Genomic DNA, 25,243 nt, shown 5'->3' with positions numbered 1-25,243 from the left:
CGACCCACGTTCCCGCCGAGCGGAGTCCGGCAGTGCCAGACGGCAACACGACGTACGAAGACGCCAGCAACCCTCGCCCTAGGCGGGAGAGGGTTTTCCCCCTCACCCGGCGCTGCGCGCCGACCTCTCCCCGGGGGGGAGAGGCGGGATCCACGCCCGGACGGCCCTGATGCTGAAGAAGCTGTTGTCCATCCTGACGTCGCGCTGGCTGGTCACCCTGGTGGGCGCGCTGGCGCTGGCGGCGATCGTCTGGTTCCTGGGGCCGCTGTTCGCCTTCGCCGACGCGCGCCCGTTCGAGGACCAGACGGTGCGGCTGGTCGCGGTGTTCGTGATCCTGCTGGTGTGGGCGCTGTCCATGCAGTGGAGCCTCGCCCGCCAGCGCGCCGCGAACGAGCGGGTGGTGGAGGCGCTGGCCGAGGCGACCGCACCGCCCAAGGCCGATCCCGACCAGGAGGTCGGCAACGACGAGATCGACCTGCTGCGCCAGCGCCTGCGCGAGGCGATGGCGCGTCTGAAGCGCACCCGTTTCGGCGGTCGCTGGGACCGGCGCTACCTCTACCAGCTCCCCTGGTACCTGCTGATCGGGGCGCCGGGATCGGGCAAGACCACGGCGCTGATGAACTCCGGCCTGCGCTTCCCGCTGGCCTCGGAGATGGGGCGCACCGCCGTGCGCGACCTGGGCGGCACCCGCAATTGCGACTGGTGGTTCACCGACGAGGCGGTGCTGATCGACACCGCCGGCCGCTACACCACCCAGGACAGCCGGCAGTCGGTGGACGGGCGGGTGTGGACCGGCTTCCTCGACCTGCTGAAGAAGCACCGGCCGCGCCAGCCGATCAACGGCGCGCTGATGGCGGTCAGCCTGTCCGACCTGCTGGTGTGGAACGACGCCGACCGGGCGCAGCACGCGCTGACGCTGAAGCGCCGCCTGCAGGAGCTGCGCACCCACATGGGCGTGCGGTTCCCGGTCTATGTGCTGCTGACCAAGGCCGACCTGCTGGCCGGCTTCAACGAGTATTTCGAATCGCTGGGCCGCGAGGAGCGCGACCAGGTCTGGGGCATGACGCTGCCGATGGACGACGGCGCGGGGGAGGAGGCGGCCGTCCGCTTCGTCGGGCCGGAGTTCGATGCGCTGGTCGGCCGTCTCAACCGCCGGCTGCTCGACCGCATGCACCAGGAGCCGGACATGGCCCGCCGCTCCCTGGATTTCCTGTTCCCGGCGCAGGTGGCGCTGCTGCGGCCGGCGCTGCTCGACTTCCTGGCGCTGGTGTTCGAGCCGAACCGGTTCGAGGAACGGCCGCTGCTGCGCGGCGTCTATTTCACCAGCGGCACCCAGGACGGCGTGCCGCTCGACCGGCTGACCGGCGGCTTCGCCGACAGCTTCGGCATCGAGCGCCCCACCCTGCCCCCTTTCGTCGGCCAGGGTCGCAGCTTCTTCATCGCCCGGCTGCTGCGCGAGGTGGTGTTCCCCGAGGCCAACCTCGCCGGCACCGACCTGCCGATGGAGAAGCGGCGGCGGCTGGTGCGCCGGGTCGCGACCGGCGGGGCCGTGGCGGCCTCCGTGGCGGTCGCCGGCTTCTGGGCGGTGAGCAACCAGGGCAACCACGCCCTGCTCGACAAGGCGGAGACGGCAACCGCCGCCGCCGCGCAGGCGCTCAAGCCGCTGAACACCGCGCCCTTGAGCCTGTCGCGGGTCAGCGACACCGATTTCGCCACCATCGTGCCGGGGCTGAACGCCCTGCGCACCCTGCCCGGCGGCTGGCTGGAGCGCGGGTCGTGGCCGCCGCTGGAGCTGACCGGCGGCCTCTACCAGGGCACCCGGATCGGCCGGCAGGCCGACACGCTCTATGTGCGGGCGCTGCGCACCGTGCTGCTGAGCCGCGTCTTCCTGCGGCTGGAGGAGCAGGTGCGGCGCGAGCGGTCGCGGCCCGACTATCTCTATCAGGCATTGAAGGTCTACCTGATGCTGGGCGGCCAGGGGCCGCTGGACAAGGAGCTGGTGGTCGACTGGATGGCGCTGGACTGGCTCGCCACCCTTCCCGGTCCCTTCCTGGAAAACACCCGCAACGACCTGCGCACCCACATGGAAGCGCTGATGGAGGCGAAATTCGCCCCCATCCCGCTCGACGAGGGGCTGGTGCGCGAGGCGCGGGTGACGCTGGGGCAATACCCGCTCGCCGAGCGTGGCTTCGACGCCCTGCGCAACGAGGAGGCGCTGAAGGCGCTGCCCGACTGGCGGCTGGTGGACAAGGCCGGGCCGCTCTCCACCCGTGCCCTCTACCGCCCGTCCGGCAAGCCGCTGTCAGAGGGGGTGCCCGGCCTCTACACCTATGACGCCTTCCACGGCCCGGTGATGGACGCCATCCCCGCGGTCGCCGGGGCGCTGGTCGGCGAAGGCTGGGTGCTCGGCCAGCCGACGCTGGGGCCGGACGCGGTGAACCTGCAGAACCGCCTGCAGAAGGACATCCTCGCCCTCTACCTCAACGAATACGGCCGGCGCTGGGACGAGCTGCTGGGCGACGTCGCCATCGTCCCCTTCCGCAGCCTGAGCCACGCCGCCGACGTGCTGAACGCACTGTCCGGCCCGGATTCGCCGCTGAAGCGCTGGATGACCGCCGTGGTGCGCGAGACGACGCTGGTACCGGGGCCGCAGCAGCCGGCGGCCGGCCAGCCGGGGGCCGCGTCGGGGCCGGGGGCGGCGGCGCTCAACCAGGTCAACCAGGCCCAGCGCAACCTCGCGCTGGGCACACAGAACCTCTCCGCCCTGGCCCGGATCGCCGGGGTCCAGGTGGACCAGGGCGGACCGCCGCCGGGACAGGTCATCAACGACCGCTTCCAGGCCCTGCGCGACTACGCCAAGAGCGAGAACGGCCAGCCGTCGAAGCTGGACGACACCATCAAGCAGCTGGGCGACCTCTACCAGCAGGTGGCGCGCGCCGCCAACGCCCCGGACCAGAATTCGGCGCTGCTCGCCAACCTGTCCGGCGGCGACCGCGGGCAGCTCGTCGCCGCCATGAAGGCGACCGCCCGCAACCTGCCGCCGCCGGTCGGCGGCATGGTCGCCGGCGTCGCCCAGGCCAGCACCACGATCGCGGTGGGTGGTGCCAAGAACCAGATCAACCAGGTCTGGACCAGCACCGTCCTGCCGCTGTGCAAGGCGGCGCTGGACAACCGCTTCCCGATGGTCCGCAACTCCCCCGTCGATGTGGCGCCGGCCGACTTCGTCAAGCTGTTCGCCCCTGGCGGGCTGATCGACCAGTTCTTCAACGCCAACCTGAAGCCCTTCGTGGACACCAGCCAGTCGCCCTGGAAGTTCCAGAAGGTCGATGACGCCGCACTGGGAATGAGCACGGCAGCGCTGGAGCAGTTCGAGCGCGCGGCCAAGATCCGCGACGGGCTGTTCCCGCCCGGCGCCACCGCACCCAAGGTGGTGTTCGAGATCACCCCGGTGGAGCTCGACGCGCGCGCCACCCAGGTGGTGTTCGACGTGGACGGCCAGTCGCTGGGCTACCAGCACGGGCCGCCGCGGCCGGTCATCATGAAATGGCCGGGCGGCGACGGCCCCAGCACCGTGCGCCTCAGCTTCGGGCCGCCGCTGGCCGGACAGCCGGCCGGCGTGGTGCGGACCGGGCCATGGTCGCTGTTCCGCTTCCTGGCGGACCAGGCGCTGTCGCGCACCGACCAGCCCGACCGCTTCACCCTGACCGTCACCGTCGGCGACCGCCGGGCGACCTTCAGCTTGCGCGCCGACAGCATCAACAACCCCTTTTCCAGCAACCTGATGGAGTCCTTCCGCTGTCCGCCCAGCTTGTGAGCGACGTGCGCGGTACCGGCTTCGGCCCCGGCTTCCTCGGGAAGATGCCGGCGGTGGGGGATTTCGTCCGCCACGGGCTGCCGCGCGCCATCGCGGACCCGTGGGACGGGCTGTTGACCGACGTGGTCGATCTCGGCCTGCGCCGGCACGGCCGCGACTGGGGGGCGGTGCTGGCGGCCGGTGCGTGGTGGCGCTTCGCACTCGATCCCGGCGCCTGTGGCGGACGCGCCGCCGCCGGTCTGCTGGTGCCGAGCCTGGACCGGGTGGGCCGACCCTACCCGCTTCTGGTCGCGGCCTCCCTGCCCGAGGGGACCGACGCGGCGCTGGCGCCCTTCACCTGCGACGCGTGGTTCACCGGGGTGGAGGCGCTGACCGGGGGGCTGATGGCCGGGGCCTGCGGTTACGAGGGCTTCGCCGCCGGGCTGGCGTCGCTCGGCCGGCCGGTGCCGGGGGGTGGCATCGCCGCCGCCCTGTGCCGGCGCGCCATCGAGGAGCACACGGGCGCGTTGCCGACACCGGCCAGCCTGTGGTGGAGTCTCGGAAACGAACGGGCGAGTTCGGCCTTCGCCGCCTGCGCCGGGCTGCCGCCCGTGGACCGGCTGGTGTCGATGCTCGACGGCGGCTGGCGCGCGTGGGCCGGCGGCCATGACCGGCCACAGGGAGAACACCCATGAGCATGCTGCAGACCCTGGGCCGCTTCCGCATCGACGGGGTGCTGGGCCAGGGTGCCATGAGCGTCGTCTACCGCGCCGCCGAGTCCGGCGACCACCCGGTGGCGCTGAAGGTGCTGCGCAGCGAGCTGCTGGCCGCCGCCGAGCGCAGCGCCGTGCTTGCCCGCTTCGAGCGCGAGGCGCGAATCGGCATGCGGCTGAACCACCCCAACATCGTGCGCGTCTTCGACTACGGCCAGGATTACGGCTGCCCGTGGCTGGCGATGGAGCTGGTGAAGGGCCGCGAGCTGAAGGACTTCATGGAGGCCGAGCCGCCGCTGCCCATCGAGCGGGCGGTGGAGATCATGCTGGCCGTGCTCGACGCGCTCGCCTGCGCCCACGCCAACGGCGTGGTGCACCGCGACGTGAAGCCGGCCAACATCGTGCTGCAGAACGACGGGGTGCCCAAGGTCGCCGATTTCGGCATCGCCCAGATCCCGTCGTCGGAGGTGACCCAGTCCGGCGAGCTGCTGGGCACGCCCGCCTACGTGGCGCCGGAGCAGTTGCGCGGCGAGGGCACGGACGGGCGGGCCGACCTGTTCTCCGCCGGGGTGGTGCTCTATTACCTGCTGACCCGCAAGCGGCCCTTCACCGGCTCGGTCGCCACGGTGATGCAGCAGATCCTCTATCACGAGCCGCCGCCGCCCTCGACCGTCAACCCGCGCGTCCCGGCCAGCTTCGATCCGGTGATCATGAAGGCGCTGGCGAAGGATCCGACGCGGCGCTACGCCACCGCGGGCGAACTGGCGGCGGACCTGCGCGCCGCACTCGCCGCCGCCCCCGCCGGGGACCAGGAAGCCGCCGGACGGCCGGTGCCGGACTCGGAGGAGACCCTGGTCACTCGCGACCGCGACACCGTCGCGACGGAGCTGGAGGCGCTGCTGCGCGCGGTGGCCGACACGCCGTTGGGGGAAAAGCGGCTGGCGGAGATCGGCCGGCTGATCGAGGAGTGGCTGACCGGGTCCGGCGGCGACGCCGCGCGCTTCGGCCTGATGCTGGCCGAGGCCGGGGTCGAGCCGGTCAGCGCCCTCATCCTGAAGGGCGTGCCGGCACCGCGCGCCGTGCTCACCGGCGGGCGGGCCGACTGGATGGCGCTGGTCCGGCTGTTCGCGCGGCTGAAGGCCACGCTCGGCCGGCTCGGCACGCCGGAGCGCGCCGCCATGATGGCGGCCCGCATCGCGATGGAGCTGAGCGGCGCCGTGCTGCTTTATTCCAACGAACTGAACCGCGAGCTGATGGCCGACGACAACCCGGACATCATGCGGCTGTCGGCGGACTTCATGCGGCTGGACATCCTGGCCATGGCGCTGGAGGAGCTGGGGGCGGAGACCGAGCTGCGCGGCGCCCGCGGCACCATGCTGATGTTCGCCGGCCAGGTGATGCGCAAGGTGAACAGCATCCTGCGCGCCTGCACCGACGGCAACGACGGCTTCGCCCGCTTCGGCGTGGCGGTGATCCTGTCCGACATCGAGGATCTGATCGTCATGGCCGGCCGGGTGCTGGAGACGAGCCCGGACGGGATCGGCGCCTTCCAGGCCATCGGCCGTGAGATCGTGGTGGAGTTCATCGAGCTGTCCCGCCGCTTCGCCGCCCTGTCCATCGAGGAGCTGCGGGCGCTGGCCGGCAGCGCCGCCCCCGACAGCTTCGCCGCCAAGCTGCGTCCGGTCGGCGCGCTCTACGCCTTCGCCACCCGCCTGCCCGCCAGCGACGGGGTGGAGGCCATGCAGGCGCTGACCGCCGACCTGCACCGCCACATGGGCGCGCTGGCCTTCGATCTGGCCCGGGCCACCGACGCCGGCGGCCACGCCCGGCTGGAGGCGCTGCACGACATGGCGTCCACCCTCGGCTGGACGGAGATCGAACGCATGACCGTGGACGCGCTGCGCCGCTGGGCGCTGGCCGCGGGACGGACGGCGTGATTGCATCCATAAGCGCCGGGCGCGAAGCCCCCCACAGACACTCCCCCCAACCAGGATCCCCCATGAGCGTGACCTTCGCCAGCAACTGGCAGGACCCCACCGGCATCGTGGTGCTCGACCATCTCGTGGTGCAGCGGGTGCTGTGGCAGGCGCCGGAGCCTGTCGGCTCCGTGGCGCGGGCCAAGCGCGGAACGCGGGACTGTTTTGTGATGCGGGTGCGGTCGCCGCTGCACGGGCTGGCGAACCGTTCGCTCCAGGGCACCGAGCTGATGGTGGAGCTGTCGGGGGAGGAGATGCCCACCGCGCGCTACCGCATCCGGCTGGCGCTGGTGCCGTCCAACCCGATGATTCTCGACGTGACGCCGGAGTCGATTCCGGAGTGATCCGAACCGCGCTCCCCTGCGTATCACGGTATGAGCATGGTTGCTCGGATAGAGTGGGAACCTAAGCGCCTCCGCCCGTCGGGACGGAGGCGTTCTTTTTTGGCGGGAGCGAACCGGCCTCCGCGGCGTTTCCACCGGTGACGATCACGAGGACGGACCCGCATGCTCGACCGCATCGCCAAATTCTTCGACCGGCTCGATGGTGACGAGGCCACGCCGGCACAGGACGAGCTGCCTCTGGCCGCCGCCGCCCTGCTGCTGGAGGCCGCGCGCACCGACGACACCGTGACCGACGCCGAGCGCACCCACATCATCGCCGCGGTACGCAGCCATTTCCGCCTGACCGACACCGAAGCCGCGACTCTGTACGAGGAGGCGCGCGCCCAGACGCGCGGTCCGTCGCACCTCTACGACTATGTCCGGATCATCAACGACCATTGCCCGCCGGACCAGCGGCTCTGGCTGATCGAGATGCTGTGGGAGGTGGCCTACGCGGACGGCGCGTTGAACGACCTGGAATCCAACCTGCTGCGTCGCCTGGGCGGTCTGCTGGCGGTGTCGGACGTGGAGCGCGGCGCCGCCCGCAAGCGTGTGCTCGAGCGGCTTGGATACCCGGCCGATTGAACCGGCGCCCTGCAAGCGGCAAGGAAATAACCCATCGCCTTTCGTATAGTTTCTTAGTGATCGAACGTTATAATCCCCCAGGTAATCGAGGCCGGTTGCGCCGGCCACTGCCAGGAGGGATTGTCGCGATGGCGTATCTGCGGAGCCTGAGCCTTGCCGCCAAGCTGACGCTGCTGGCGACGGCGGGGCTGGTGATGCTGGCGGTGGCCCTGACCTGGGCCACCGTGGTGATCGTCGGAGACCGCGTCGGCGCGGAGGCACTGGAACGGCGCGAGCAGGCGATCCGCACCGCCCGCATGCTGCTGGAGCAGAAGGGAAGCGAGTTCCGCGTCGTGGATGGTGTGCTGCATGTCGGCGCCACCCGGCTGGACGGTGCCAACGAGATCGTGGACGCCGTGCGCAGCCTGAACGGCGGCGTCGCCACCATCTTCCACGGTGACCGGAGGATCGCCACCAACATCAAGAATCCCGACGGCAGCCGTGCGGTCGGCACCACGCTGGCCGCCGGGCCGGCGCGCACCGCGGTGATCGACCAGCGGAAACCCTACCGTGGCGAGGCCGACATCCTCGGCACCACCTACTTCACCGCCTACGACCCGCTGTTCGACCGCAACGGGGCCCCGGTGGGGATCCTGTTCGTCGGCATCGCGAAGAAGGAGACGCTGAAGGTCATCGACGCGGTGGTGTCGAGCACCATCACGGTGGCCGGCGGCATCACCCTGCTCGCCGCCCTGGTCATGCTTCTGGTGGTGCGCCGCCAGTTCCGCACGCTGGACCGCATCCGCGGCGCCATGCGGGCGCTGGCCGACGGCGACACCGCGCTCACCGTGCCGGGCCTGGACCGCACCGACGAGATCGGCGCCATGGCCGCGACCGTGGAAGTCTTCCGGCAGAAGGCGCTGGAGAACCAGCGCCTGCATGATGCGCAGGAACGCCAGCGCCGGGAATCCGAAGCCGCCAAGGCCGCGGCGCTCCGCACCATGGCGGAAACGGTGGAGCGCGAGGCCGGCAAGGCGGTCGAGGAGGTTGCCGCCCGCACCAACGCCATGGCGAAGGATGCCGACGGCATGGCGGAAGCCGCCGACCGCGTCAGCGTCAACGCCCAGAGCGTGGCCGGAGCCGCCGCCCAGGCGCTCGCCAACGCCCAGACCGTCGCCAGCGCCGCGGAGGAACTGGCCGCGTCGATCGGCGAGATCTCGCACCAGATCGCCCAGTCCGGAACCGTGACCCGCCAGGCGGTGGAAACGGGGGCCGAGGCGCGCGAGACCATCCGCTCCCTGTCCGACGCCGTCGGGCGGATCGGCGAGGTGGTCGGGCTGATCAACGAGATCGCCAGCCAGACCAACCTGCTGGCGCTCAACGCCACGATCGAGGCGGCGCGCGCGGGGGAGGCCGGCAAGGGCTTCGCCGTGGTGGCTCAGGAGGTCAAGAACCTCGCCACCCAGACCGCCCGCTCCACCGAGGAGATCACCCGCCAGATCGCCGACATCCAGGGGGCGACCGGCAGCGCGGTGGCGTCGGTGGACGCCATCGGCCGGTCGATCGGCGAGATCGACCGCGTGTCGGGAAGCATCGCCGCGGCCATAGAGGAGCAGGCCGCCGCGACCCAGGAGATCAGCCGCAACGTCGTCGAAACGGCGACCGCCGCGCGCGAGGTGTCGTCGCGCATCGCCGCCGTGTCCGACGAGGCCGATCGCACCGGCGATCGCGCCCGCAAGGTCCACGCCGGCAGCGACGACGTGGCCCACAGCATCGAGGCGTTGCGCGAAGCGCTGGTGCGTGCGGTGCACACCGGCACCGCCAGCGCCGCCTGACAGCGACCGCCGACCGTGTGACCGCTGGCCGGGCGGTCGCCGGCTTGGCGCGCTACTCGACCGTCCACGCCTCCTGCCGCTCCGGCTTCGGCCGCGGGCGGAAGAGGCCGCGGACGACGGTGTAGAAGACGGGGGTGAAGATCAGGCCGAACACCGTCACCCCCAGCATACCGAAGAACACCGCGGTGCCCAGCGACTGCCGCATCTCCGCACCGGCACCCTGCGCGATCACCAGAGGCACCACGCCCAGGATGAAGGCGAAGGAGGTCATCAGGATCGGGCGCAGGCGGGCGCGTGCCGCCGCGACCGCCGCCTCGAAGCGGTCCTTGCCCTCCTCCTCCGCCTGCTTGGCGAACTCCACGATCAGGATGGCGTTCTTGGCCGCCAGTCCGACCAGCACCACGAATCCGACCTGCGCCAGCACATCCACCGCCATGCCGCGGGCCAACAGGCCCGACACCGCGGCCAGCAGACACATGGGCACGATCAGGATGACGGTCAGCGGCAAGGCCCAGCTCTCGTACTGCGCGGCCAGCAACAGGAAGACGAACACCACCGACAGACCGAAGACCATCAGGCCGGTGCTTCCCGCCGCCTTCTCCTGATAGGCGAGCTCCGTCCATTCGTAGCCGAAGCCGTCGGCCAGCGTCCGGTCGGCCAGCCGCTCCATGCTGGTCAGCGCCTGACCCGTCGATACGCCGGGCAGCGTGTTGCCCTGGAGCTCGGTCGCCGGGAACAGGTTGAAGCGGGTGACGCGGTAGGGGCCGGTGACGTCGCTGAACTCCGCCACGGAGCCGATGGGCACCATTTCGCCGCGCGTGTTGCGCGTCTTCAGGTTGGCGATGTCGCGCGGGTCCTGGCGGAACGGGCCGTCGGCCTGCGCCGTCACCCGGAAGGTGCGGCCCAGCATGTTGAAGTCGTTGACGAAGGCGGAGCCGACATAGACCTCCAACGCCTCGAACACCAGATTGGCCGGCACCCCCAGCATCTCCGAGCGCTGGCGGTCGATGTCGGCGAAGATCTTGGGAAAGCGGGTGTTGAACAGGGTGAACACGCCGGTCAACCCCGGTTCCTGGTTGGCGGCGACCATCATCTCGTTGGTCGCCTGCTCCAGGGCCTGGAGGCCGCGGCCACGGCGGTCCTGCACCATCATCTTGAAGCCGCCGGCGTTGCCGATGCCGCGCACCGGCGGCGGCGGCACCACCATGATGAAGGCCTCCTGGATGGCCCCGAGGCGGCGGCGCAGATCGACCAGCACGGTGTCGGCGCTCAGCCCCTTCTCCACACGCTCCGAATAGGGGGCGAGCGTGGCGAAGATGGCGCCGGCGTTCGACGCGTTGGTGAAGGTGGCGCCGTCCAGCCCGGCGAAGGGAACGGCGTGGATGACGCCGGGCGTCTCCAGCAGGATGCCGGTGGCGCGGCGCACCACCTCGTCCGTGCGTGACAGCGACGACCCCGGCGGAAGCTGGACGATCGTGATCAGATAGCCCTGGTCCTGGTTCGGGATGAAACCGGTGGGCGCCCGGTTGAACTGATACCCCGTCAGGACCAGCAGCCCGCCATAGACCGCCAGCACCAGCAGCGGCACCCGCACCAGCCGCCGCGTCATCCCGCCATAGCCGCCGGACATGCGGTCGAACACGCGGTTGAAGCCGTTGAAGAAGGCCCGGATCGGCCAGGTCAGGGGGGAATGCTTCTCCTCGTGCTCCTTGTGGTGCGGCTTGAACAGGATGGCGCAGAGCGCCGGGCTCAGCGTCAGCGACACGATCATGGAGATGACCGTCGCGGTGGCGATGGTCACCGCGAACTGCCGGAAGAACTGGCCGGAGATGCCGCTGACGAAGGCCGCGGGGATGAACACCGCCGCCAGCACGAGCGCGATGGCGACCAGCGCCCCGCCCACCTCGTCCATGGTGCGGTGCGCCGCCTCCCGCGGCATCAAGCCTTCCCGCAGCTTGGTCTCGACGTTCTCCACCACCACGATGGCGTCGTCCACGACGATGCCGATGGCGAGCACCAGCCCGAACAGCGACAGGTTGTTCAGCGAATAGCCCAACGCCGCCAGCACCGTGAAGGTGCCGATCAGCGACACCGGGATCGCCAGGATCGGCACGATGGAGGCGCGCCAGGTCTGCAGGAACAGCACGACGACGATGACCACCAGGATCACCGCCTCGATGATGGTCTTGTAGACCTCCTTCACCGACTCCGCGATGAACTCGGTCGGGTTGTAGACGATGTCGTAGCGCAGCCCGCTGGGGAAGCTCTGCGACAGCTCGGCCATGGTGGCCTGGATGCGCTCGGCGGTTTCCAGCGCGTTGGAGCCGGGTCGCTGGAAGATCAGGATGGGAACCGCCTGGCGGTCGTCGAGATAGCCGTTCAGGTTGTAATCCTGGGCGGCGAGCTCGACGCGGGCGATGTCCCGGACGCGGGTGACGGCGCCGGAACCGTCCTCCTTCACGATGATGTTCTCGAACTGCCGCGGGTCGGTCAGACGGCCCAGCGTCTCGACGTTGAGCTGGAAGGCGCCCGGCACCGGGACCGGCGGCTGGTTGATGACGCCAGACGCCACCTGCACGTTCTGCGCCCGCAGCGCGGACACCACCTCCCCCGCCGTCAGGTTGCGGGCGGCCACCTTGCCGGGGTCGAGCCAGATGCGCATGGCGTAGTCGCGGGCGCCGACCAGCCGCACGTCGCCCACCCCGTCCAGCCGCGCCAGCCGGTCGCGGACCTGGAGCGTGGCGTAGTTGGACAGATAGAGCTGGTCGCGCGTGCCGTCCGGCGAGCTGATGTGGATCACCATCAGCATGTCGGGCGAGTTCTTGCGCACCGTCACGCCGAGGCGCCGCACATCCTCCGGCAGGCGCGGCTCGGCGATGGCGACGCGGTTCTGCACCAGCACCTGCGCCGTGTCGAGGTTGGTGCCCAGCGCGAAGGTGATGGTCAGCGACAGGTTGCCGTCGCCGGTGGCCTGGGAGACCATGTACAGCATGTTCTCCACGCCGTTGATCTCCTGCTCCATCGGCGTGGCGACGGTGTTCGACACCACCTCGGCCGAAGCGCCGGGATAGGTCGCGCGCACCTCGATGGTGGGCGGTGCGATCTCCGGATACTGCGCCACCGGCAGCGTCAGGTAGGCGAAGGCCCCGATCAGGGTGATGAAGATCGACACGACCGCCGCGAAGATCGGGCGGTCGATGAAGAAATGGGAAAACCGCATGGCCGGCCCCGCTTTGTTCGGATCAGTTGGGCTGGGCCGGGGGCTCGATCTTGCCCGGCTGTGGCGTCACCTTGGCGCCGGGTCGGGCGCGGACGATGCCGGTGATGATGACGCGGTCGGTCGGCTCAAGCCCGGCGCGGACCACGCGCAGTCCGTTCTCGATGGGGCCGAGGCGAACCGGTTTCGGCACCACGGTGCCGTCCTCCTTCACCGTCATGACGATCTTGCTGGCCTGGTCGCTGATCACGGCGGTGTCGGGGATGAGGGTGGCGGTGTAGCGCTCCGACCCCGGCAGCCGCAACCGGCCGAACTGGCCGGGCGTCAGGAACAGGTCGGGGTTCGGGTAGAGTGCGCGCACGCGGATTGTGCCGGAGCCGGAATTGACCCGGTTGTCGATGAAATTCAGCTGCCCCTTCAGCGACCAGCGATTCGACGGCTCGTCGAACAGGCGGCCCTCCACAGGCACGCCGTCGGCATTGCCATTGCCGTTGTTGCGCTGGAAGGAGATGCGCCCGTCCTTGATCGCCCGCTGATAGGCGAGGAAGTCGCGCTCGCTCATATCGAAGTCGAAGTAGATCGGATCGAGCGAGACGATGGTGGTGAGTGCGGCGGCCTGCGCCCCCTCCCCGGCCGCCACCAGATTGCCGACACTGATCGCGCGGCGGCTGATGCGCCCGGCGATCGGTGCGGAGATGCGGGTGTAGCCCAGGTTGAGTTCCGCGGTGCGCACGCTGGCCTTGGCCACCTCCACCCCGGCGGCGGCGACCCGCACCTCCTGCTGACGCTCGTCGAAGACGCTGGCGGAGATGTTGTCGCCGCGCCGCAGCTCGCTGGCGCGGGCGAGCTGGCGCTGCGCCAGATCGAGTCTGGCCTGCGCCTGCGCCTGCTCGGCCTGGGCCGAGGCCAACGTCGCCTCGAACGGCCGCGGGTCGATGACGAAGAGCAGATCGCCCTTCTTCACCAACTGCCCGTCGGTGAAATGGATGGATTCCAGATAACCGCTGACCCGTGCCCGGATCTCGACGAAATCGATCGCCGAGAACTGGCCGGTGAACTCGTCCCACTCGACGATCTCCTGCCGCAGCGGCTGCGCCACCGTCACCGGCGGCGGTGCCCCGCCCGGCGCACCCTGCGCCAGAGCCGCGCCCGCCGGCCACAACGCTGCGACAAAAGTCACCGCCAGCGCCCCGAGGGTCGCCCCCATTCGTCCCGCCACGTCCTGCCTCGCCCTTATCCAGCCCGCTTTGATCACGGGTTACCCCGCCCAAAGTGCGTGAGCAGCCGGGCGGATAGAATAGGCCCCCTGTTCACGATTCCGTGAACAGGGGGAACCTTGGCGCCTCCGGTTCAGATCATCGCCAGCGGCTGCTTGCGCCGGGGCGGCGGAAAAGCGCGGTCGATGGCGGCGAGATCCTCGGGCGAGAGCGTCAGGCCGGCCGCGGCGGCGTTCTCCGCGGCGCGCTCGGCGTGGCCGGTCTTGGGGATGGCGACGACGTCGTCATGGCGCAGCGCCCAGGCCAGCGCGGCCTGGGCCGGGGTGGCACCGTGCCGGCCGGCGACCTCCAGGAGTGCCGGATGGCGCAGCAGCCGCCCGCCCTGCCCGATGGGCGAATAGGCCATCACCGGCATGCCGTGCCGCCGCTGCCACGGAATCAGGTCGAACTCGATGCCGCGATGCTCGGGGTTGTAGAGGACCTGGTTGGCGGCGCAGTCCCGGATGTCCGCGGCCTCGGCCAGCTCCTCCAGATCCTCGACGTCGAAGTTGGACACGCCCCAGCGGCGGATCTTGCCGGCCCGGCGCAGCGCCTCGAACCCCTCCACGGTCTCGGCCAGCGGCACCCCGCCGCGCCAGTGCAGCAGATACAGATCCAGGACATCGACCCGCAGGTGCCTGAGGCTGCGCTCGCAGGCCTCGACGACTCCGCGGCGCGACGCGTTGGATGGCAGCACCTTGCTGACCAGGAACAGCCCGTCGCGCCGGTCGGCGATCGCCTCGCCCACCAGCGCCTCCGACCGGCCGCCGCCGTACATCTCGGCCGTGTCGATCAGCGTCATGCCATGGTCGATGCCGGCCTGGATGGCCGCGATCTCGGCACGCCGGTCGGCCTGCCCCTCCGCCATCATCCCCTCCCCCATCATCCAGGTGCCCTGTCCCAGGGCGGGGACGGCCGTGCCGTCCGTCAGGGTGACCCGCTTCATGCCCAACCTCCCTCTCGGCGCCGGTTCCGGCGCGGGACCGGCATCCTGCCGCCCATGGCAACCGAAGGCCAGCCCCCGCCGTTCCCTTTCCGGGATCCGGCACCGGACGCGGTGTACGGCTGTTGTCCCCGGCACGATCCACGATGCGGAGGAGCGTGCGCGCCATGGCAACGACGACGATGGAGGAACCCCTGGTCTGGACGCGGGAAGCGGTCGCCGGAGCCATGGCAGGATGCGCGGCCACCGGTCCCATGACCATCGCCATGTCGCGGCTGTACCATAGCTTGCCGGAGGCGGACCGCCACGCCCTGCCGCCGCGGCTTCTGACCGAGCGCATCCTGGCGCCGGACGGGTCGGCGCGGGCGCTGCCGGCCGGGGTGCGCGCCGACATCACGCTGCTCGCCCATTACGGCTACGGCGCCTTGACCGGGGCGCTCTACCCGGCGGCGGCCCGCAGGCTGGGGCTGACGCCCGTCCTGGGTGGTGCCGCCTATGGCGTGGCGGTGTGGGCGGCCAGCTATCTGGGCTGGATCCCGGCTGTCGGGCTGCTGACCCCGGCCACCCGCCATTCCGCCCGGCGCAACGGGCTGATGATCGCGGCGCATGTGGTGTGGGGAGCGGCGACCGGCCTTGCCTATGACCGGCTGCGCGTGCGGCCGGACGCCTTCACGGCGGCCGTGCCGCGGGACGCGCCGGAAATCCCGCGGCGCGACAGCCGGGCGCTGCGCTGGGGTTTGGCGGCGCTGGTGGCGGGTGCCGCGCTGGCGTGGAGCCGGCCGGCGGCCGGGCGGCGCGGCACTGCCCTGACGGCGGGGGCGGGTTGCCGGGGGGCCGACGCGGCCCCCATGTGAGCAGCCCACCTCGGCGCCCCCTCCGGTCGGCCGGGGTTCCCGATTTTCCGGAGAGCTTCATGACCGATCAAAGACTTGGCAGCGCGCTGCCCACCCGCCCCTTCGGCCGCACGGACATGGCGATCACCCGCGTCGGCTTCGGCGCCTGGGCCATCGGCGGACCGGATTGGGCCGTCGGCTGGGGCGCGCAGGACGACCGCGACAGCATCGCCGCCATCCGCCACGCCGTGGAGCGCGGCGTCAACTGGATCGACACCGCCGCGATCTACGGCCTCGGCCGGTCGGAGGAGGTCGTGCGCAGGGCGCTGGCCGAGATCCCGTCCGGCGGGCGCCCCTATGTCTTCACCAAATGCGGCCTCGTCTGGGACGAGGCCGACCGCAAGGCCATGCCGCGCCGCATCGGCCGCCCCGACAGCATCCGCCGGGAGGTGGAAGCGTCGCTGAAGCGGTTGGGCGTTGACCGGATCGACCTCTACCAGATGCATTGGCCGGCGGAGGACGGCACGCCGCTGGCGGAGTATTGGGGCACGCTGCTGGCCCTCAAGGAGGAGGGCAAGGTGCGCGCCGTCGGCCTGTCCAACCACAACGCCGCCCAGCTCGAAGCCGCCGAAGCGGTCGGCCATGTGGACACGCTGCAACCGCCCTTCTCGGCCATCCGCCGCGACGTGGCGGCGGCGGAGCTGCCCTGGTGCGCGGCGCACGGGACGGGCGTGATCGTCTACAGCCCCATGCAGTCCGGCCTGCTGACCGGCCGCTTCACCAAGGAGCGGGCGGCGGCGCTTCCCACCGACGACTGGCGCTCCCGCAATCCGGAATACCAGGGCGACAGGCTGGAGCGGAACCTGCGGCTGGCCGACGCGCTGGGCCCGGTGGCGGAGCGGCACGGCACCAGCGTCGCCGCGGTGGCGGTCGCCTGGACCTTGGCTTGGCCCGGCGTGAGCGGTGCGATCGTCGGCGCCCGAAGCCCCGCCCAGGTGGATGGATGGCTCGACGCCGCGACACTGGAGCTGACGCGTGAGGACATCGCCGCCATCGCAGACGCGATCGAAACCACCGGGGCGGGAGCCGGGCCGGTGACGCCGGAGAGGTGACGCGACGGGGATGACGACGGGACGTGGCACCAACACCCGTCGTCACCCCCGAACGGCCTAACCCACCGGAGTACGCCGATTCCACTACCTACCTTTTGCAAGTGCACTCCCGACCAACACAGTCTACGCAGACGATCCAAACCATTCGGGCAGTGCGGGTCATGGTGGATTTTTCAAAGAAGCTTGTCCTTGTCTTCATGACCGCGCTTGGGCTTGTCGGTGTCTATGTGGCCAGCAGCAACCTGCCGGTTGCCACCGGCTGCCGTTACTACGCGGATTGCGCGGTGACGGAGTGACAGCGGGCGGCACGTGGATGCCGCCCCGCGGACGAGCCCAGCGATCATCCACAAGGGAACTTTGAAGGCATGTCCATGACCTCCGGTTTGCGGCGGGGCGGGGGATTGGCGGGTGCCATCCGCTCCCGCCTGTGGCCGCCGGAAACCGCCACGCACGCCCGCGTCCATGACGGCCTGACCGTCTTCGCCCCGATGTGGGCCGTGGCGATGCTGTTCAGCCTGGCCGACAACCCGTCCACCTTCATCGGCCGCGACGGCCCCGCCCTGTTCCTGGTGGGATGGACAGCCGTGCTGGCCGCGGTGGCACTGGTGATCCGGCCGCGGCTGACGTGGCTGCTGGGCCTGCTCGCCGCGGCCCTCATCCTGCGCTACGCCCTGCTGGCGCCGGTGGCGTCCAACAACAAGACCATCACGCTGTTCATGAACACCGGCATCCTGCTGGTGCTGGCGCAGGCGGCGTGGTCGCAGGCCGAGCCGCGGCGCGAGCTGGTCTACCAGCACCTGCGCGTCATCGCCCGCGGGCTGCTCGCGGTGATGTACTTCTACGGCATCTTCCACAAGATCAACACCGACTTCCTCGATCCGAACGTCAGTTGCGCGGTGATGCTCTACGCGCCGCTCGCCCGCCCCTTCGGGCTGGACGGCAACCTGTTCGGGCGCTATCTGGCGATCTATTCGACCTTCATCATCGAGGCGATCGCCATCGCGGCGCTGTACTGGCGCCGCTGGTTCGCCGTGGGGCTGATCCTGGCGCTGGTGTTCCATTACATCATCCCGATCAGCGCGTACTCCTGGTACATGGATTTCTCCTGCCTGGTCTTCGCGCTCTACGCGCTGACCATGCCGCCGGAGGCGCAGCGGGACTTCTACCGGAGCGTCGCCGGGCCGCTGCGGCGGGTGCGGGGCTGGTTCGGCAACGCGGCGCTGCCGCTGGCCGGCGGGCTGCTGGTGGCCGCCGCCTGGGTCAGCGCGATGATCGTGGCGACCGACTATCCGGAGCGGCCGCTGCGGATGTTCTACCACTCCACCTTCATCATGGTGTGGGCGATGTTCGGCGCCGTCGCCTCGGTGCTGATGACCCGCGCGGCGCTGGAGCATCTCCCCTACCGCGGGGCCGCGCAGCCGCGCCAGCCCTTGTGGCTGCACCTCATCCCGCTGGCGCTGTTCGTCGCCTGCACCTCCCCCTACATCGGGCTGAAGACCGAAAGCTCGATCAACATGTTCAGCAACCTCCACACCGAGGGCGGCGAGACCAACCACCTGCTGTTCGCCAGGCCGCCCTACCTGTTCGGCTACAAGGACGACGTGGTGGAAATCCTCGATTCCTCGCACCCCTACCTGCTGCATCTGAAGGCGCGGAACGAGCGCATGGTGCTCTACGCCCTGAAGGACGTGCTGCGCCGCTACCGCGAGCATTGGGTCACCTACCGGCTGAACGGCTTGGTGGAGGAGGAGGTGACGCACGCGTCCTTCCCCGCCTTCGAACAGCCGTCCCTGCTGGAGCGCGCCTTTCTGATCTTCAAGACGGTGGACGTCCGCCGGCCGAAGGTGTGCACGCACTGACGGATTGGCGGCCGGTGCTCCCCGGCCGCTCACTCCGTCAGCGAGGGCGGCCGGTCGATCAGGCGCTTGCCGCGGGCGAGCAGCGTCGCCCGGCGGCCCAGCTTGAGCAGCGGGTAGAGCAGCGCCGCCGTGGTGCTGTTGGAGAAGACCAGCCCGTTCAGACGGTTCCAGGCGCCGTCCGGGCTCGACAGGGCGGCGAGGATGTGCACGGCCTCGGCGCCATGGTGCACCCGCCCCTTGTGCACGAACAGCATCCCCTCGTTCAGATCGAACCCGTCCCGCCAGTAGCGCTCGACCCGCGGGTCGCCGGAACGCGCGTCCAGCAGCTCGACCGGCCCGACCGTCTCCCGCAGCCGCGTGAACCGCACGTAGTTCTGACAGAAGACGCAATCGCCGTCGTAGATGATGAGCGAAGCTTCGCCGCCGGCCATGTGCTGCACACTCCCCGGCCGGGAATCGGCCGCGGCCGCAGTATGGCGAAGTCGAAGGCCGATCACGCGACGCCGTTCGGGCTATCCGGCGTGAAAAAAAGTGGGGCGCCTCCTTGCGGAGGCGCCCCCAAGTCTTTCTGCTCAGGATGGTTCTTGGTTAGCTGCACCCCGTGGTCGAACCGCAAGTGTCGCACTTCAGACACGTGCCGTTGCGGACCAGGGTCATGTTCCCGCATTCGCCGCAGGGGTCTCCCTCATAGCCGCGGGCACGGGCCTCGCGGACGCGGTCGTAGCGGGTGTCGCTGTAGGCGCCGCCATAGGCGGTGCCGGTCATGGTGGTGGCGGCGTGGGCCTGGACCCCGCCCGCCGTGGCGACCGCGCTGGCCGTGACGCCATCGGTGCCGGTGGCGACCGCCATCGCGGCCACCGCCCGCTGCGCCTGTCCCCCGTCGAGCACGCGCAGGTTCGAGCGCACATAGCCCTTGGAGGCCAGCTTGCGGACGATGTCGCCATGCACCGAGGCGGCGGTGGCGGGCACGTCGGGCAGGTCGCCCTGCTTGTCGCCGGTGCCGACGGTGAAGGGCAGCAGATCCTCCGGCGTGGCGTGCGCCAGATCCTCGCGGCCGAGGTAGGAAATGGCGATCTCGCGGAAGATGTAGTCGATGACCGAGGTCGCCATCTTGATGGTGTCGTTGCCCTGCACCGCACCCGACGGCTCGAAGCGGGTGAAGGTGAATGCCTCGACGAACTCTTCCAGCGGCACGCCGTACTGCAGGCCGATCGACACCGCGATGGCGAAGTTGTTCATCAGCGAGCGGAAGGCGGCCCCTTCCTTGTGCATGTCGATGAAGATCTCGCCGAGGCGACCGTCCTCGTACTCGCCGGTGCGCAGGTAGATCTTGTGGCCGCCGACCATCGCCTTCTGGGTGTAGCCCTTGCGGCGGTGGGGCAGACGCTCGCGGGCGGCGGACTTCCGCTCGATGATCTTCTCGATCACCTTCTCCACCACACGCTCGGTGACCAGCGGCACGCGGGCGGCGTTGGGGGCGTCGATGACGCTCTCGATGGTGTCCTCGTCCTCGATGCCCTCCAGCAGGGAGGCCGACAGCGGCTGGCTGAGCTTGGAGCCGTCGCGGTAGAGCGCGTTGGCCTTCAACCCCAGGCGCCAGGACATCAGATAGGCGTCCTTGCACTCCTCCACCGCCGCGTCGTTCGGCATGTTGATGGTCTTGGAGATGGCGCCGGAGATGAAGGGCTGGGAGGCCGCCATCATGGTGATGTGGCTCTGCCAGGACAGGCAGCGCTTGCCGATGCGCCCGCAGGGGTTGGCGCAGTCGAACACCGCCAGGTGCTCGTCCTTCAGGTGCGGCGCACCCTCCAGCGTCATGGCGCCGCAGCAGTAGGTGTTGGCCGCCTCGATCTCGCCGCGGGTGAAGCCCAGCGCCGACAGCAGGTCGAAGCCCGGCGCCTCCAGCGCCGCCGCCGGAACGCCCAGCGTGCCGGTGATGACATCGGCGCCCAGCGTCCACTTGTTGAAGACGAACTTGATGTCGAAGGCGGTGCGCAGCGCGCCCTCGACCTTGGCGATCGCCTCGTCGGTGAAGCCCTTGGCCTTCAGCGCCTCGTGCCCGATGGCGGGGGAGCCCTTCAGCGTGCCATGGCCGACCGCGTAGCGCTCGATGGCGGCGATCTCCCTGGCGCTGTAGCCCAGCGTGTCGAGCGCCACCGGCACCAGCCGGTTGACGATCTTGAAGTAGCCGCCGCCGGCCAGCTTCTTGAACTTCACCAGGGCGAAGTCGGGCTCGATGCCGGTGGTGTCGCAATCCATCACCAGACCGATGGTGCCGGTCGGCGCGATCACCGTGGACTGCGCGTTGCGGAAGCCGTGCGCCTCGCCCAGCGCCAGCGCGCGGTCCCAGGCGCGGGCGGCGGCCTCGGCGAGGTCGGCGTCCGGGCAATCGGCGGCGTCGAAGGGCACCGGCTTCACCGCCAGCCCCTCGTAGCCGTCGGTGGCGCCGTGCGCCGCGCGGCGGTGGTTGCGGATCACCCGCAGCATGGCGTCGCGGTTCTTATCGTAAGCCGGGAAGGTGCCCAGCTCCTCCGCCATCTCGGCGGAGGTGGCGTAGGCGACACCGGTCATGACCGCGGAGACGGCGGCGCACAGCGACCGGCCCGCGTCCGAGTCATAGGACAGGCCGGACGCCATCAGCAGGCCGCCGAGGTTGGCGAAGCCCAGACCCAGCGTGCGGAACTCGTAGGAGAGCTGCGCGATCTCCTTCGACGGGAACTGCGCCATCAGCACGGAGATTTCCAGCACGACGGTCCACAGACGGCAGGCGTGCTCGAACGCCTCCACGTCGAAGGAGCCATCGACGCGCCGGAAGGTCATCAGGTTCAGCGACGCCAGGTTGCAGGCCGTGTCGTCCAGGAACATGTATTCCGAGCACGGGTTGGAGGCGTTGATGCGCCCCGACTCCGGGCAGGTGTGCCACTCGTTGATGGTGCTGTCGAACTGCACGCCGGGATCGGCGCAGGCCCAGGCGGCGTAGCCGATCTTGTCCCACAGGTCGCGGGCGCGCAGCGTCTTCGTCACCTTGCCGGTGGTGCGCGCCTTCAGGTCCCAGGCGCCATCCTCCAGCACCGCGGAGATGAAGTCGTTGCTGATGCGCACGGAGTTGTTGGAGTTCTGGCCGGACACGGTCAGGTAGGCTTCGGAGTCCCAGTCGGTGTCGTAGGTGCGGAACTCGATCGAGGTGAAGCCCTGGCCGGCGAACTGGATCACGCGCTGGATGTAGTTCTCGGGGATCTGCGCCTTGCGGGCGGCGACGATCGCCTTCTTGAGATCCTTGTTCTCCTTGGGGTCGAGGCCGCCCTTGCAGGCTTCCATGACGCGGGTCATGTGCTCGCGGGCGATCTTGGAGCCGGCGACGAGAGCCGCCACCTTCTGCTCCTCGATGACCTTCCAGTCGATGTAGGATTCGATGTCGGGGTGGTCGAGATCGACCGTCACCATCTTGGCGGCGCGCCGGGTGGTGCCGCCCGACTTGATGGCGCCCGCCGCGCGGTCGCCGATCTTCAGGAAGCTCATCAGGCCCGACGACTTGCCGCCGCCCGACAGCTTCTCGCCCTCGCCGCGCAGGCGGGAGAAGTTGGAGCCGGTGCCCGAGCCGTACTTGAACAGCCGCGCCTCGCGCACCCACAGATCCATGATGCCGCCCTCGTTGACGAGGTCGTCACCGACGGACTGGATGAAGCAGGCGTGCGGCTGCGGGTGCTCGTAGGCGGACTGCGACTTCACCAGCTCGCCGGTCTGGAAATCGACGTAGTAGTGGCCCTGGCCGGGGCCGTCGATGCCATAGGCCCAGTGCAGGCCGGTGTTGAACCACTGCGGGCTGTTGGGGGCGGCCATCTGGGCGGCCAGCATGAAGCGCATCTCGTCGAAGAAGGCGCGCGCGTCCTCCTCCGAATCGAAATAGCCGCCCTTCCAGCCCCAATAGGTCCAGGTGCCGGCCATGCGGTCGAACACCTGCTTGGCCGATTCCTCGCCGACCAGCCGCTTCTCCTTGGGCAGTGCCGCCAGCGCCTCGGAATCGGGCTCCTTGCGCCACAGCCAGGAGGGGACCGTGTTCTCCTCGACCGGCTTCAGCTTGGCCGGCACGCCCGCCTTGCGGAAATACTTCTGCGCCAGGATGTCGCTGGCGACCTGGCTCCAGCCCTCGGGCACCTCGATGCCGGCCTGGTGGAAGACGACCGAGCCGTCGGGATTGCGGATCTCGCTGGCGGTGCTGCGGAAGCCGAGGCCGGCGTAGGCATCCTGGCCTTCGATCGTGAAGCGTCGCTGGATCCGCATGTGAGAAGAGCTCCCCTGGCTTGGCGGCGAAGCCACCCGCTGCGGCACGGGCTCATCCCATGCCGGCCGATGGCCGTCAGCCACAACATCCTGTATGATGGGGGGACCTTAGCCCCACAGGCGGCGACACGCAACATATTTGGTGTCACACCTGAAACCATCCACAAGATATTGTGTCGATTGCCACACAACGGTGGGAAATGGGGATGGTTCCGGGGGGTGCGGTGATTCGCGGTGGATAACTGGAAAAAGGGCCGCGGCGGCCTGTCCGGCCGCGCGGCCCCGTGGTCGCGCCCCATGGTAGCGCCCCAAGGTCGAGAGGGGTGGGCGGCTGCTCACGCGTTGGTGACGATCTCCTTGACCATCTCCGGCGTGACCGGCTTCCCCAGTTCCCTGGACACCACATGCGCGGTGGCGTTGCGGGCCGCGACCTTCGCCCGCTCGCCCAGGATCCCCTTCTCCATCGCGGCGAGAAGCGCCTGGGCGTAGGCGTCGAGAATCATGTCCTTCATGGCTGTCCCCGCTGCTGTCCCGGCACGGTCCCCGTCACCGGGCGTACCGACGCGAAAATATCATCATGAACACAGCCGCAGGCAACAGGGTCGATGCGGACACCCTCATCCGGCGAATGTCCGAGGGCGCCGCACACGCTCACGCCGCCGGCCGCTGCTCCAGGAAGGCGCCCAGCTTCTTGTCGACGCCGAGGATGTGGCCGGTCAGCCACTTGCCGAGCACGCCCAGCACATAGGCGCCCTTCTCCCCGCCGGCATCCAGCGCGTTGTTCACGTCGTGGAGCTGGCGGACGAAGGCGTCGTGCATCGCCTTGTGACCGGCGTAGTCGGGATAGCCATGCTCGCGCATCAGCCCCTCCTCGCGGTCGAAATGGTAATCGGTGTATTCGAGCAGCTCGCCCAACACGCCCTGGATCTCGGCGTCGCCGCGGTTCTCGTTCACCGCGGTGGCGAACTCGTTGAACAGCTCGAACAGGCGGCGGTGGTCGCCGTCGATGGCGCCGTGGCCGACGCCGAATCCGGGCTGCCACGCGATCGTCTCCCAGCGCGGGCCAGCGCTGGGCTTCATGGTCTTCGGCTGCATGGTGGTTTCCGTCCCCTCATGGTTGTTGGGCCGGACGAACCGGCCGCCTTCTTGTGGCACCGGTCATACGCGGTGGGTGCGCGGGCACCAAGGCGGCACGATGTCTCACGACCGGCGGAGCCCGCTATCCGACAGCGCGCCACCGCGTTATTATGCGATCGTCAGCTAAAGTATAATAAGGACGCCTGCCGTGATCGGCTTCGGTGCTTACGAACCGTTCGAGGCGGAGGGCGGACGGATCGTCGCCTGCTACCGGCCACCCGTGCCCCCGCTGCCCCCGACCGACGAGGTGTGGGAGGCGCTCGATCGCACCCGCCCGGTCGTCGAGGCGTTCGACCGGGCGTTGTCCGCCTTCCCGGTGCCCGGTGTCGTCGGGCGGCTGTTCGCCCGGTTGGATGCCGTGCACTCCTCGGGGGCCGAAGGCGCCACCACCTCCTTCACCGACCTGCTCGAATACCAGAGCGCCCTGCGGCGGGCGAAGGATCCGCAGGATGCGGCGTCCGTTTCCGGGGCTGCCGAGGCGTTCGACGATCTCCAAGACGGGATGGGAGCACCATGCGACGCGGCGCTCGCCATCCACCGCCGCCTGTTCGACCGGGACCCCGATCCCTATTGGGCGGCGCAGGCCGGACGCTGGAAGGCCCACCCGAACGCCACGGACGATCCCGACTCACCGACCGGCCTGTTCCATTACACGTCGCCGGCCGCGCTTCCCGCGGCGCTGGAGGCGTGGGCCTCCTTCACCATGGCGACGGGCGGTCCCGAACTCGTCCGCCAGGCGGTGTCGCACTGGCTGTTCGAGCACATCCATCCGACGGCCGACGGCAACGGCCGCGTCGGCCGGTTGCTGGTGCCGCTCGTCCTCCGCGCCAAGGGGGCGACGCGCAACGCCTGCTGCTTCCTCGGAGAGGCGGTGCACCGGGACAAACAGACCTACGTCTCCGCGCTGAAGCGGGGACGGCTGACCGGCGACATGGGCGCATGGACGCGTGTGTTCCTGGCGCTGACGGCGCAGACCGCCGGGCTGAACCTGGACCGCATCGGCAAGCTGGGAACGCTTCTCGACGGCTGGAAGCGCACGACGGGGAGCGTCCGTTCCGACAGCGCCGTGCATGATCTGGTGCCGTGGATCCTGACCACGCCCGCCTTCACGATCCGGGATGCGGTGGCGGGCATCGGCCGCGGCACCTTCGCCAGCGTGAACCGGGCCGTCGGCCAGCTTGCCGGCATGGGGATCGTGACGGCGGCCGGGGCACGGGCGCGGGATCGTCTGTTCGTCGCGCCCGAGGTCATCGCCCTGTTCGAATCGTCGCCGCACCGGTCGCCGCGCGTGAACACGCCCGCAACCAAGGCTTGACCCGCATCAATGCGGCCGCACCGCCC

General features: G+C 70.0%; 18 protein-coding genes. 11 read left to right on the top strand and 7 right to left on the bottom strand.

Annotated features, from left to right (window positions below):
- The first annotated feature begins 169 nt into the window (after positions 1-169).
- From tssM to HL658_RS16300, 6 genes are all read left to right on the top strand, one after another.
- On the top strand, positions 170-3,814 hold the full coding sequence (tssM, locus tag HL658_RS16325) for a type VI secretion system membrane subunit TssM (RefSeq protein ID WP_180283376.1): 3,645 nt from the start codon (positions 170-172) through the stop codon (positions 3,812-3,814).
- Between the two features lie 5 nt (positions 3,815-3,819).
- Positions 3,820-4,488, top strand: coding sequence for a type VI secretion system-associated protein TagF (gene tagF, locus HL658_RS16320; protein ID WP_180283375.1), 669 nt, complete (start codon positions 3,820-3,822; stop codon positions 4,486-4,488).
- Positions 4,485-6,443 carry a serine/threonine-protein kinase gene (locus HL658_RS16315; RefSeq protein WP_180283374.1) on the top strand — a complete coding sequence of 653 codons (1,959 nt, stop codon included), beginning with the start codon at positions 4,485-4,487 and terminating at the stop codon, positions 6,441-6,443. The genes tagF and HL658_RS16315 overlap by 4 nt, the downstream gene beginning before the upstream one ends.
- A 62-nt stretch (positions 6,444-6,505) precedes the next feature.
- Positions 6,506-6,826: a hypothetical protein gene (locus HL658_RS16310; RefSeq protein WP_180283373.1), complete on the top strand. Its 321-nt coding sequence runs from the start codon at positions 6,506-6,508 to the stop codon at positions 6,824-6,826.
- Positions 6,827-6,988: 162 nt separating this feature from the next.
- Positions 6,989-7,450, top strand: coding sequence for a tellurite resistance TerB family protein (locus HL658_RS16305; protein ID WP_180283372.1), 462 nt, complete (start codon positions 6,989-6,991; stop codon positions 7,448-7,450).
- 128 nt (positions 7,451-7,578) lie between these two features.
- A complete protein-coding gene (locus HL658_RS16300) occupies positions 7,579-9,264 on the top strand; it encodes a methyl-accepting chemotaxis protein (protein WP_180283371.1) in 1,686 nt (561 codons plus the stop codon).
- Positions 9,265-9,316: 52 nt separating this feature from the next.
- On the opposite strand, the gene HL658_RS16295 is transcribed toward HL658_RS16300, so the two are convergent.
- From HL658_RS16295 to HL658_RS16285, 3 genes are all read right to left on the bottom strand, one after another.
- A complete protein-coding gene (locus HL658_RS16295; RefSeq protein ID WP_180283370.1) occupies positions 9,317-12,484 on the bottom strand; it encodes an efflux RND transporter permease subunit in 3,168 nt (1,055 codons plus the stop codon).
- A 22-nt stretch (positions 12,485-12,506) separates the two neighbouring features.
- Complete coding sequence (locus tag HL658_RS16290) at positions 12,507-13,688, bottom strand: efflux RND transporter periplasmic adaptor subunit (RefSeq protein ID WP_180283369.1); 1,182 nt, start codon at positions 13,686-13,688, stop codon at positions 12,507-12,509.
- Between the two features lie 143 nt (positions 13,689-13,831).
- Complete coding sequence (locus tag HL658_RS16285; RefSeq protein ID WP_180283368.1) at positions 13,832-14,683, bottom strand: aldo/keto reductase; 852 nt, start codon at positions 14,681-14,683, stop codon at positions 13,832-13,834.
- A gap of 164 nt (positions 14,684-14,847) precedes the next feature.
- Here HL658_RS16285 and HL658_RS16280 point away from each other — a divergent pair, with 164 nt between their 5' ends.
- The 4 genes from HL658_RS16280 (at position 14,848) to HL658_RS16270 (ending at position 18,484) form a co-directional block, all read left to right on the top strand.
- The gene (locus tag HL658_RS16280) at positions 14,848-15,534 is read left to right on the top strand and encodes a hypothetical protein (RefSeq protein ID WP_180283367.1); all 687 of its coding nucleotides are present in this window, start codon (positions 14,848-14,850) and stop codon (positions 15,532-15,534) included.
- A gap of 59 nt (positions 15,535-15,593) precedes the next feature.
- On the top strand, positions 15,594-16,625 hold the full coding sequence (locus HL658_RS16275; RefSeq protein ID WP_180283366.1) for an aldo/keto reductase: 1,032 nt from the start codon (positions 15,594-15,596) through the stop codon (positions 16,623-16,625).
- A gap of 161 nt (positions 16,626-16,786) precedes the next feature.
- Complete coding sequence (locus HL658_RS37780; RefSeq protein WP_281378789.1) at positions 16,787-16,921, top strand: hypothetical protein; 135 nt, start codon at positions 16,787-16,789, stop codon at positions 16,919-16,921.
- Between the two features lie 75 nt (positions 16,922-16,996).
- Positions 16,997-18,484: a thiol-disulfide oxidoreductase gene (locus HL658_RS16270; protein WP_180283365.1), complete on the top strand. Its 1,488-nt coding sequence runs from the start codon at positions 16,997-16,999 to the stop codon at positions 18,482-18,484.
- A gap of 29 nt (positions 18,485-18,513) precedes the next feature.
- On the opposite strand, the gene HL658_RS16265 is transcribed toward HL658_RS16270, so the two are convergent.
- From HL658_RS16265 to HL658_RS16250, 4 genes are all read right to left on the bottom strand, one after another.
- Entirely contained in the window at positions 18,514-18,915 is a 402-nt protein-coding gene (locus tag HL658_RS16265; RefSeq protein ID WP_180283364.1) for a DCC1-like thiol-disulfide oxidoreductase family protein, read from the bottom strand.
- Between the two features lie 157 nt (positions 18,916-19,072).
- Positions 19,073-22,765, bottom strand: coding sequence for a vitamin B12-dependent ribonucleotide reductase (locus HL658_RS16260; protein WP_180283363.1), 3,693 nt, complete (start codon positions 22,763-22,765; stop codon positions 19,073-19,075).
- A gap of 335 nt (positions 22,766-23,100) precedes the next feature.
- Entirely contained in the window at positions 23,101-23,277 is a 177-nt protein-coding gene (locus HL658_RS16255) for a hypothetical protein (protein ID WP_180283362.1), read from the bottom strand.
- A 139-nt stretch (positions 23,278-23,416) separates the two neighbouring features.
- Complete coding sequence (locus HL658_RS16250; protein ID WP_180283361.1) at positions 23,417-23,860, bottom strand: bacteriohemerythrin; 444 nt, start codon at positions 23,858-23,860, stop codon at positions 23,417-23,419.
- A gap of 190 nt (positions 23,861-24,050) precedes the next feature.
- Here HL658_RS16250 and HL658_RS16245 point away from each other — a divergent pair, with 190 nt between their 5' ends.
- On the top strand, positions 24,051-25,217 hold the full coding sequence (locus HL658_RS16245) for a Fic family protein (protein ID WP_180283360.1): 1,167 nt from the start codon (positions 24,051-24,053) through the stop codon (positions 25,215-25,217).
- The last annotated feature ends 26 nt before the right edge of the window (positions 25,218-25,243 follow it).

This window comes from Azospirillum oleiclasticum, from assembly GCF_013423485.1.
Lineage (GTDB): Bacteria > Pseudomonadota > Alphaproteobacteria > Azospirillales > Azospirillaceae > Azospirillum > Azospirillum oleiclasticum.
Note: the sequence above shows the minus strand (reverse complement) of the source record. Positions and strands in the feature narration are given on the sequence as shown.

What these genes read in the sequence shown, in the direction of transcription:
- HL658_RS16305 (WP_180283372.1), top strand. Translation starts at nt 6,989, where the DNA reads ATGCTCGACCGCATCGCCAAATTCTTCGACCGGCTCGATGGTGACGAG.
- HL658_RS16255 (WP_180283362.1), bottom strand. Translation starts at nt 23,277, where the DNA reads ATGAAGGACATGATTCTCGACGCCTACGCCCAGGCGCTTCTCGCCGCG.
- HL658_RS16290 (WP_180283369.1), bottom strand. Translation starts at nt 13,688, where the DNA reads ATGGGGGCGACCCTCGGGGCGCTGGCGGTGACTTTTGTCGCAGCGTTG.
- HL658_RS16315 (WP_180283374.1), top strand. Translation starts at nt 4,485, where the DNA reads ATGAGCATGCTGCAGACCCTGGGCCGCTTCCGCATCGACGGGGTGCTG.
- HL658_RS16285 (WP_180283368.1), bottom strand. Translation starts at nt 14,683, where the DNA reads ATGAAGCGGGTCACCCTGACGGACGGCACGGCCGTCCCCGCCCTGGGA.
- HL658_RS16295 (WP_180283370.1), bottom strand. Translation starts at nt 12,484, where the DNA reads ATGCGGTTTTCCCATTTCTTCATCGACCGCCCGATCTTCGCGGCGGTC.
- HL658_RS16300 (WP_180283371.1), top strand. Translation starts at nt 7,579, where the DNA reads ATGGCGTATCTGCGGAGCCTGAGCCTTGCCGCCAAGCTGACGCTGCTG.
- HL658_RS16275 (WP_180283366.1), top strand. Translation starts at nt 15,594, where the DNA reads ATGACCGATCAAAGACTTGGCAGCGCGCTGCCCACCCGCCCCTTCGGC.
- HL658_RS16280 (WP_180283367.1), top strand. Translation starts at nt 14,848, where the DNA reads ATGGCAACGACGACGATGGAGGAACCCCTGGTCTGGACGCGGGAAGCG.
- HL658_RS16310 (WP_180283373.1), top strand. Translation starts at nt 6,506, where the DNA reads ATGAGCGTGACCTTCGCCAGCAACTGGCAGGACCCCACCGGCATCGTG.
- HL658_RS16265 (WP_180283364.1), bottom strand. Translation starts at nt 18,915, where the DNA reads ATGGCCGGCGGCGAAGCTTCGCTCATCATCTACGACGGCGATTGCGTC.
- HL658_RS37780 (WP_281378789.1), top strand. Translation starts at nt 16,787, where the DNA reads ATGGTGGATTTTTCAAAGAAGCTTGTCCTTGTCTTCATGACCGCGCTT.
- HL658_RS16270 (WP_180283365.1), top strand. Translation starts at nt 16,997, where the DNA reads ATGACCTCCGGTTTGCGGCGGGGCGGGGGATTGGCGGGTGCCATCCGC.
- HL658_RS16250 (WP_180283361.1), bottom strand. Translation starts at nt 23,860, where the DNA reads ATGCAGCCGAAGACCATGAAGCCCAGCGCTGGCCCGCGCTGGGAGACG.
- HL658_RS16260 (WP_180283363.1), bottom strand. Translation starts at nt 22,765, where the DNA reads ATGCGGATCCAGCGACGCTTCACGATCGAAGGCCAGGATGCCTACGCC.
- tssM (WP_180283376.1), top strand. Translation starts at nt 170, where the DNA reads ATGCTGAAGAAGCTGTTGTCCATCCTGACGTCGCGCTGGCTGGTCACC.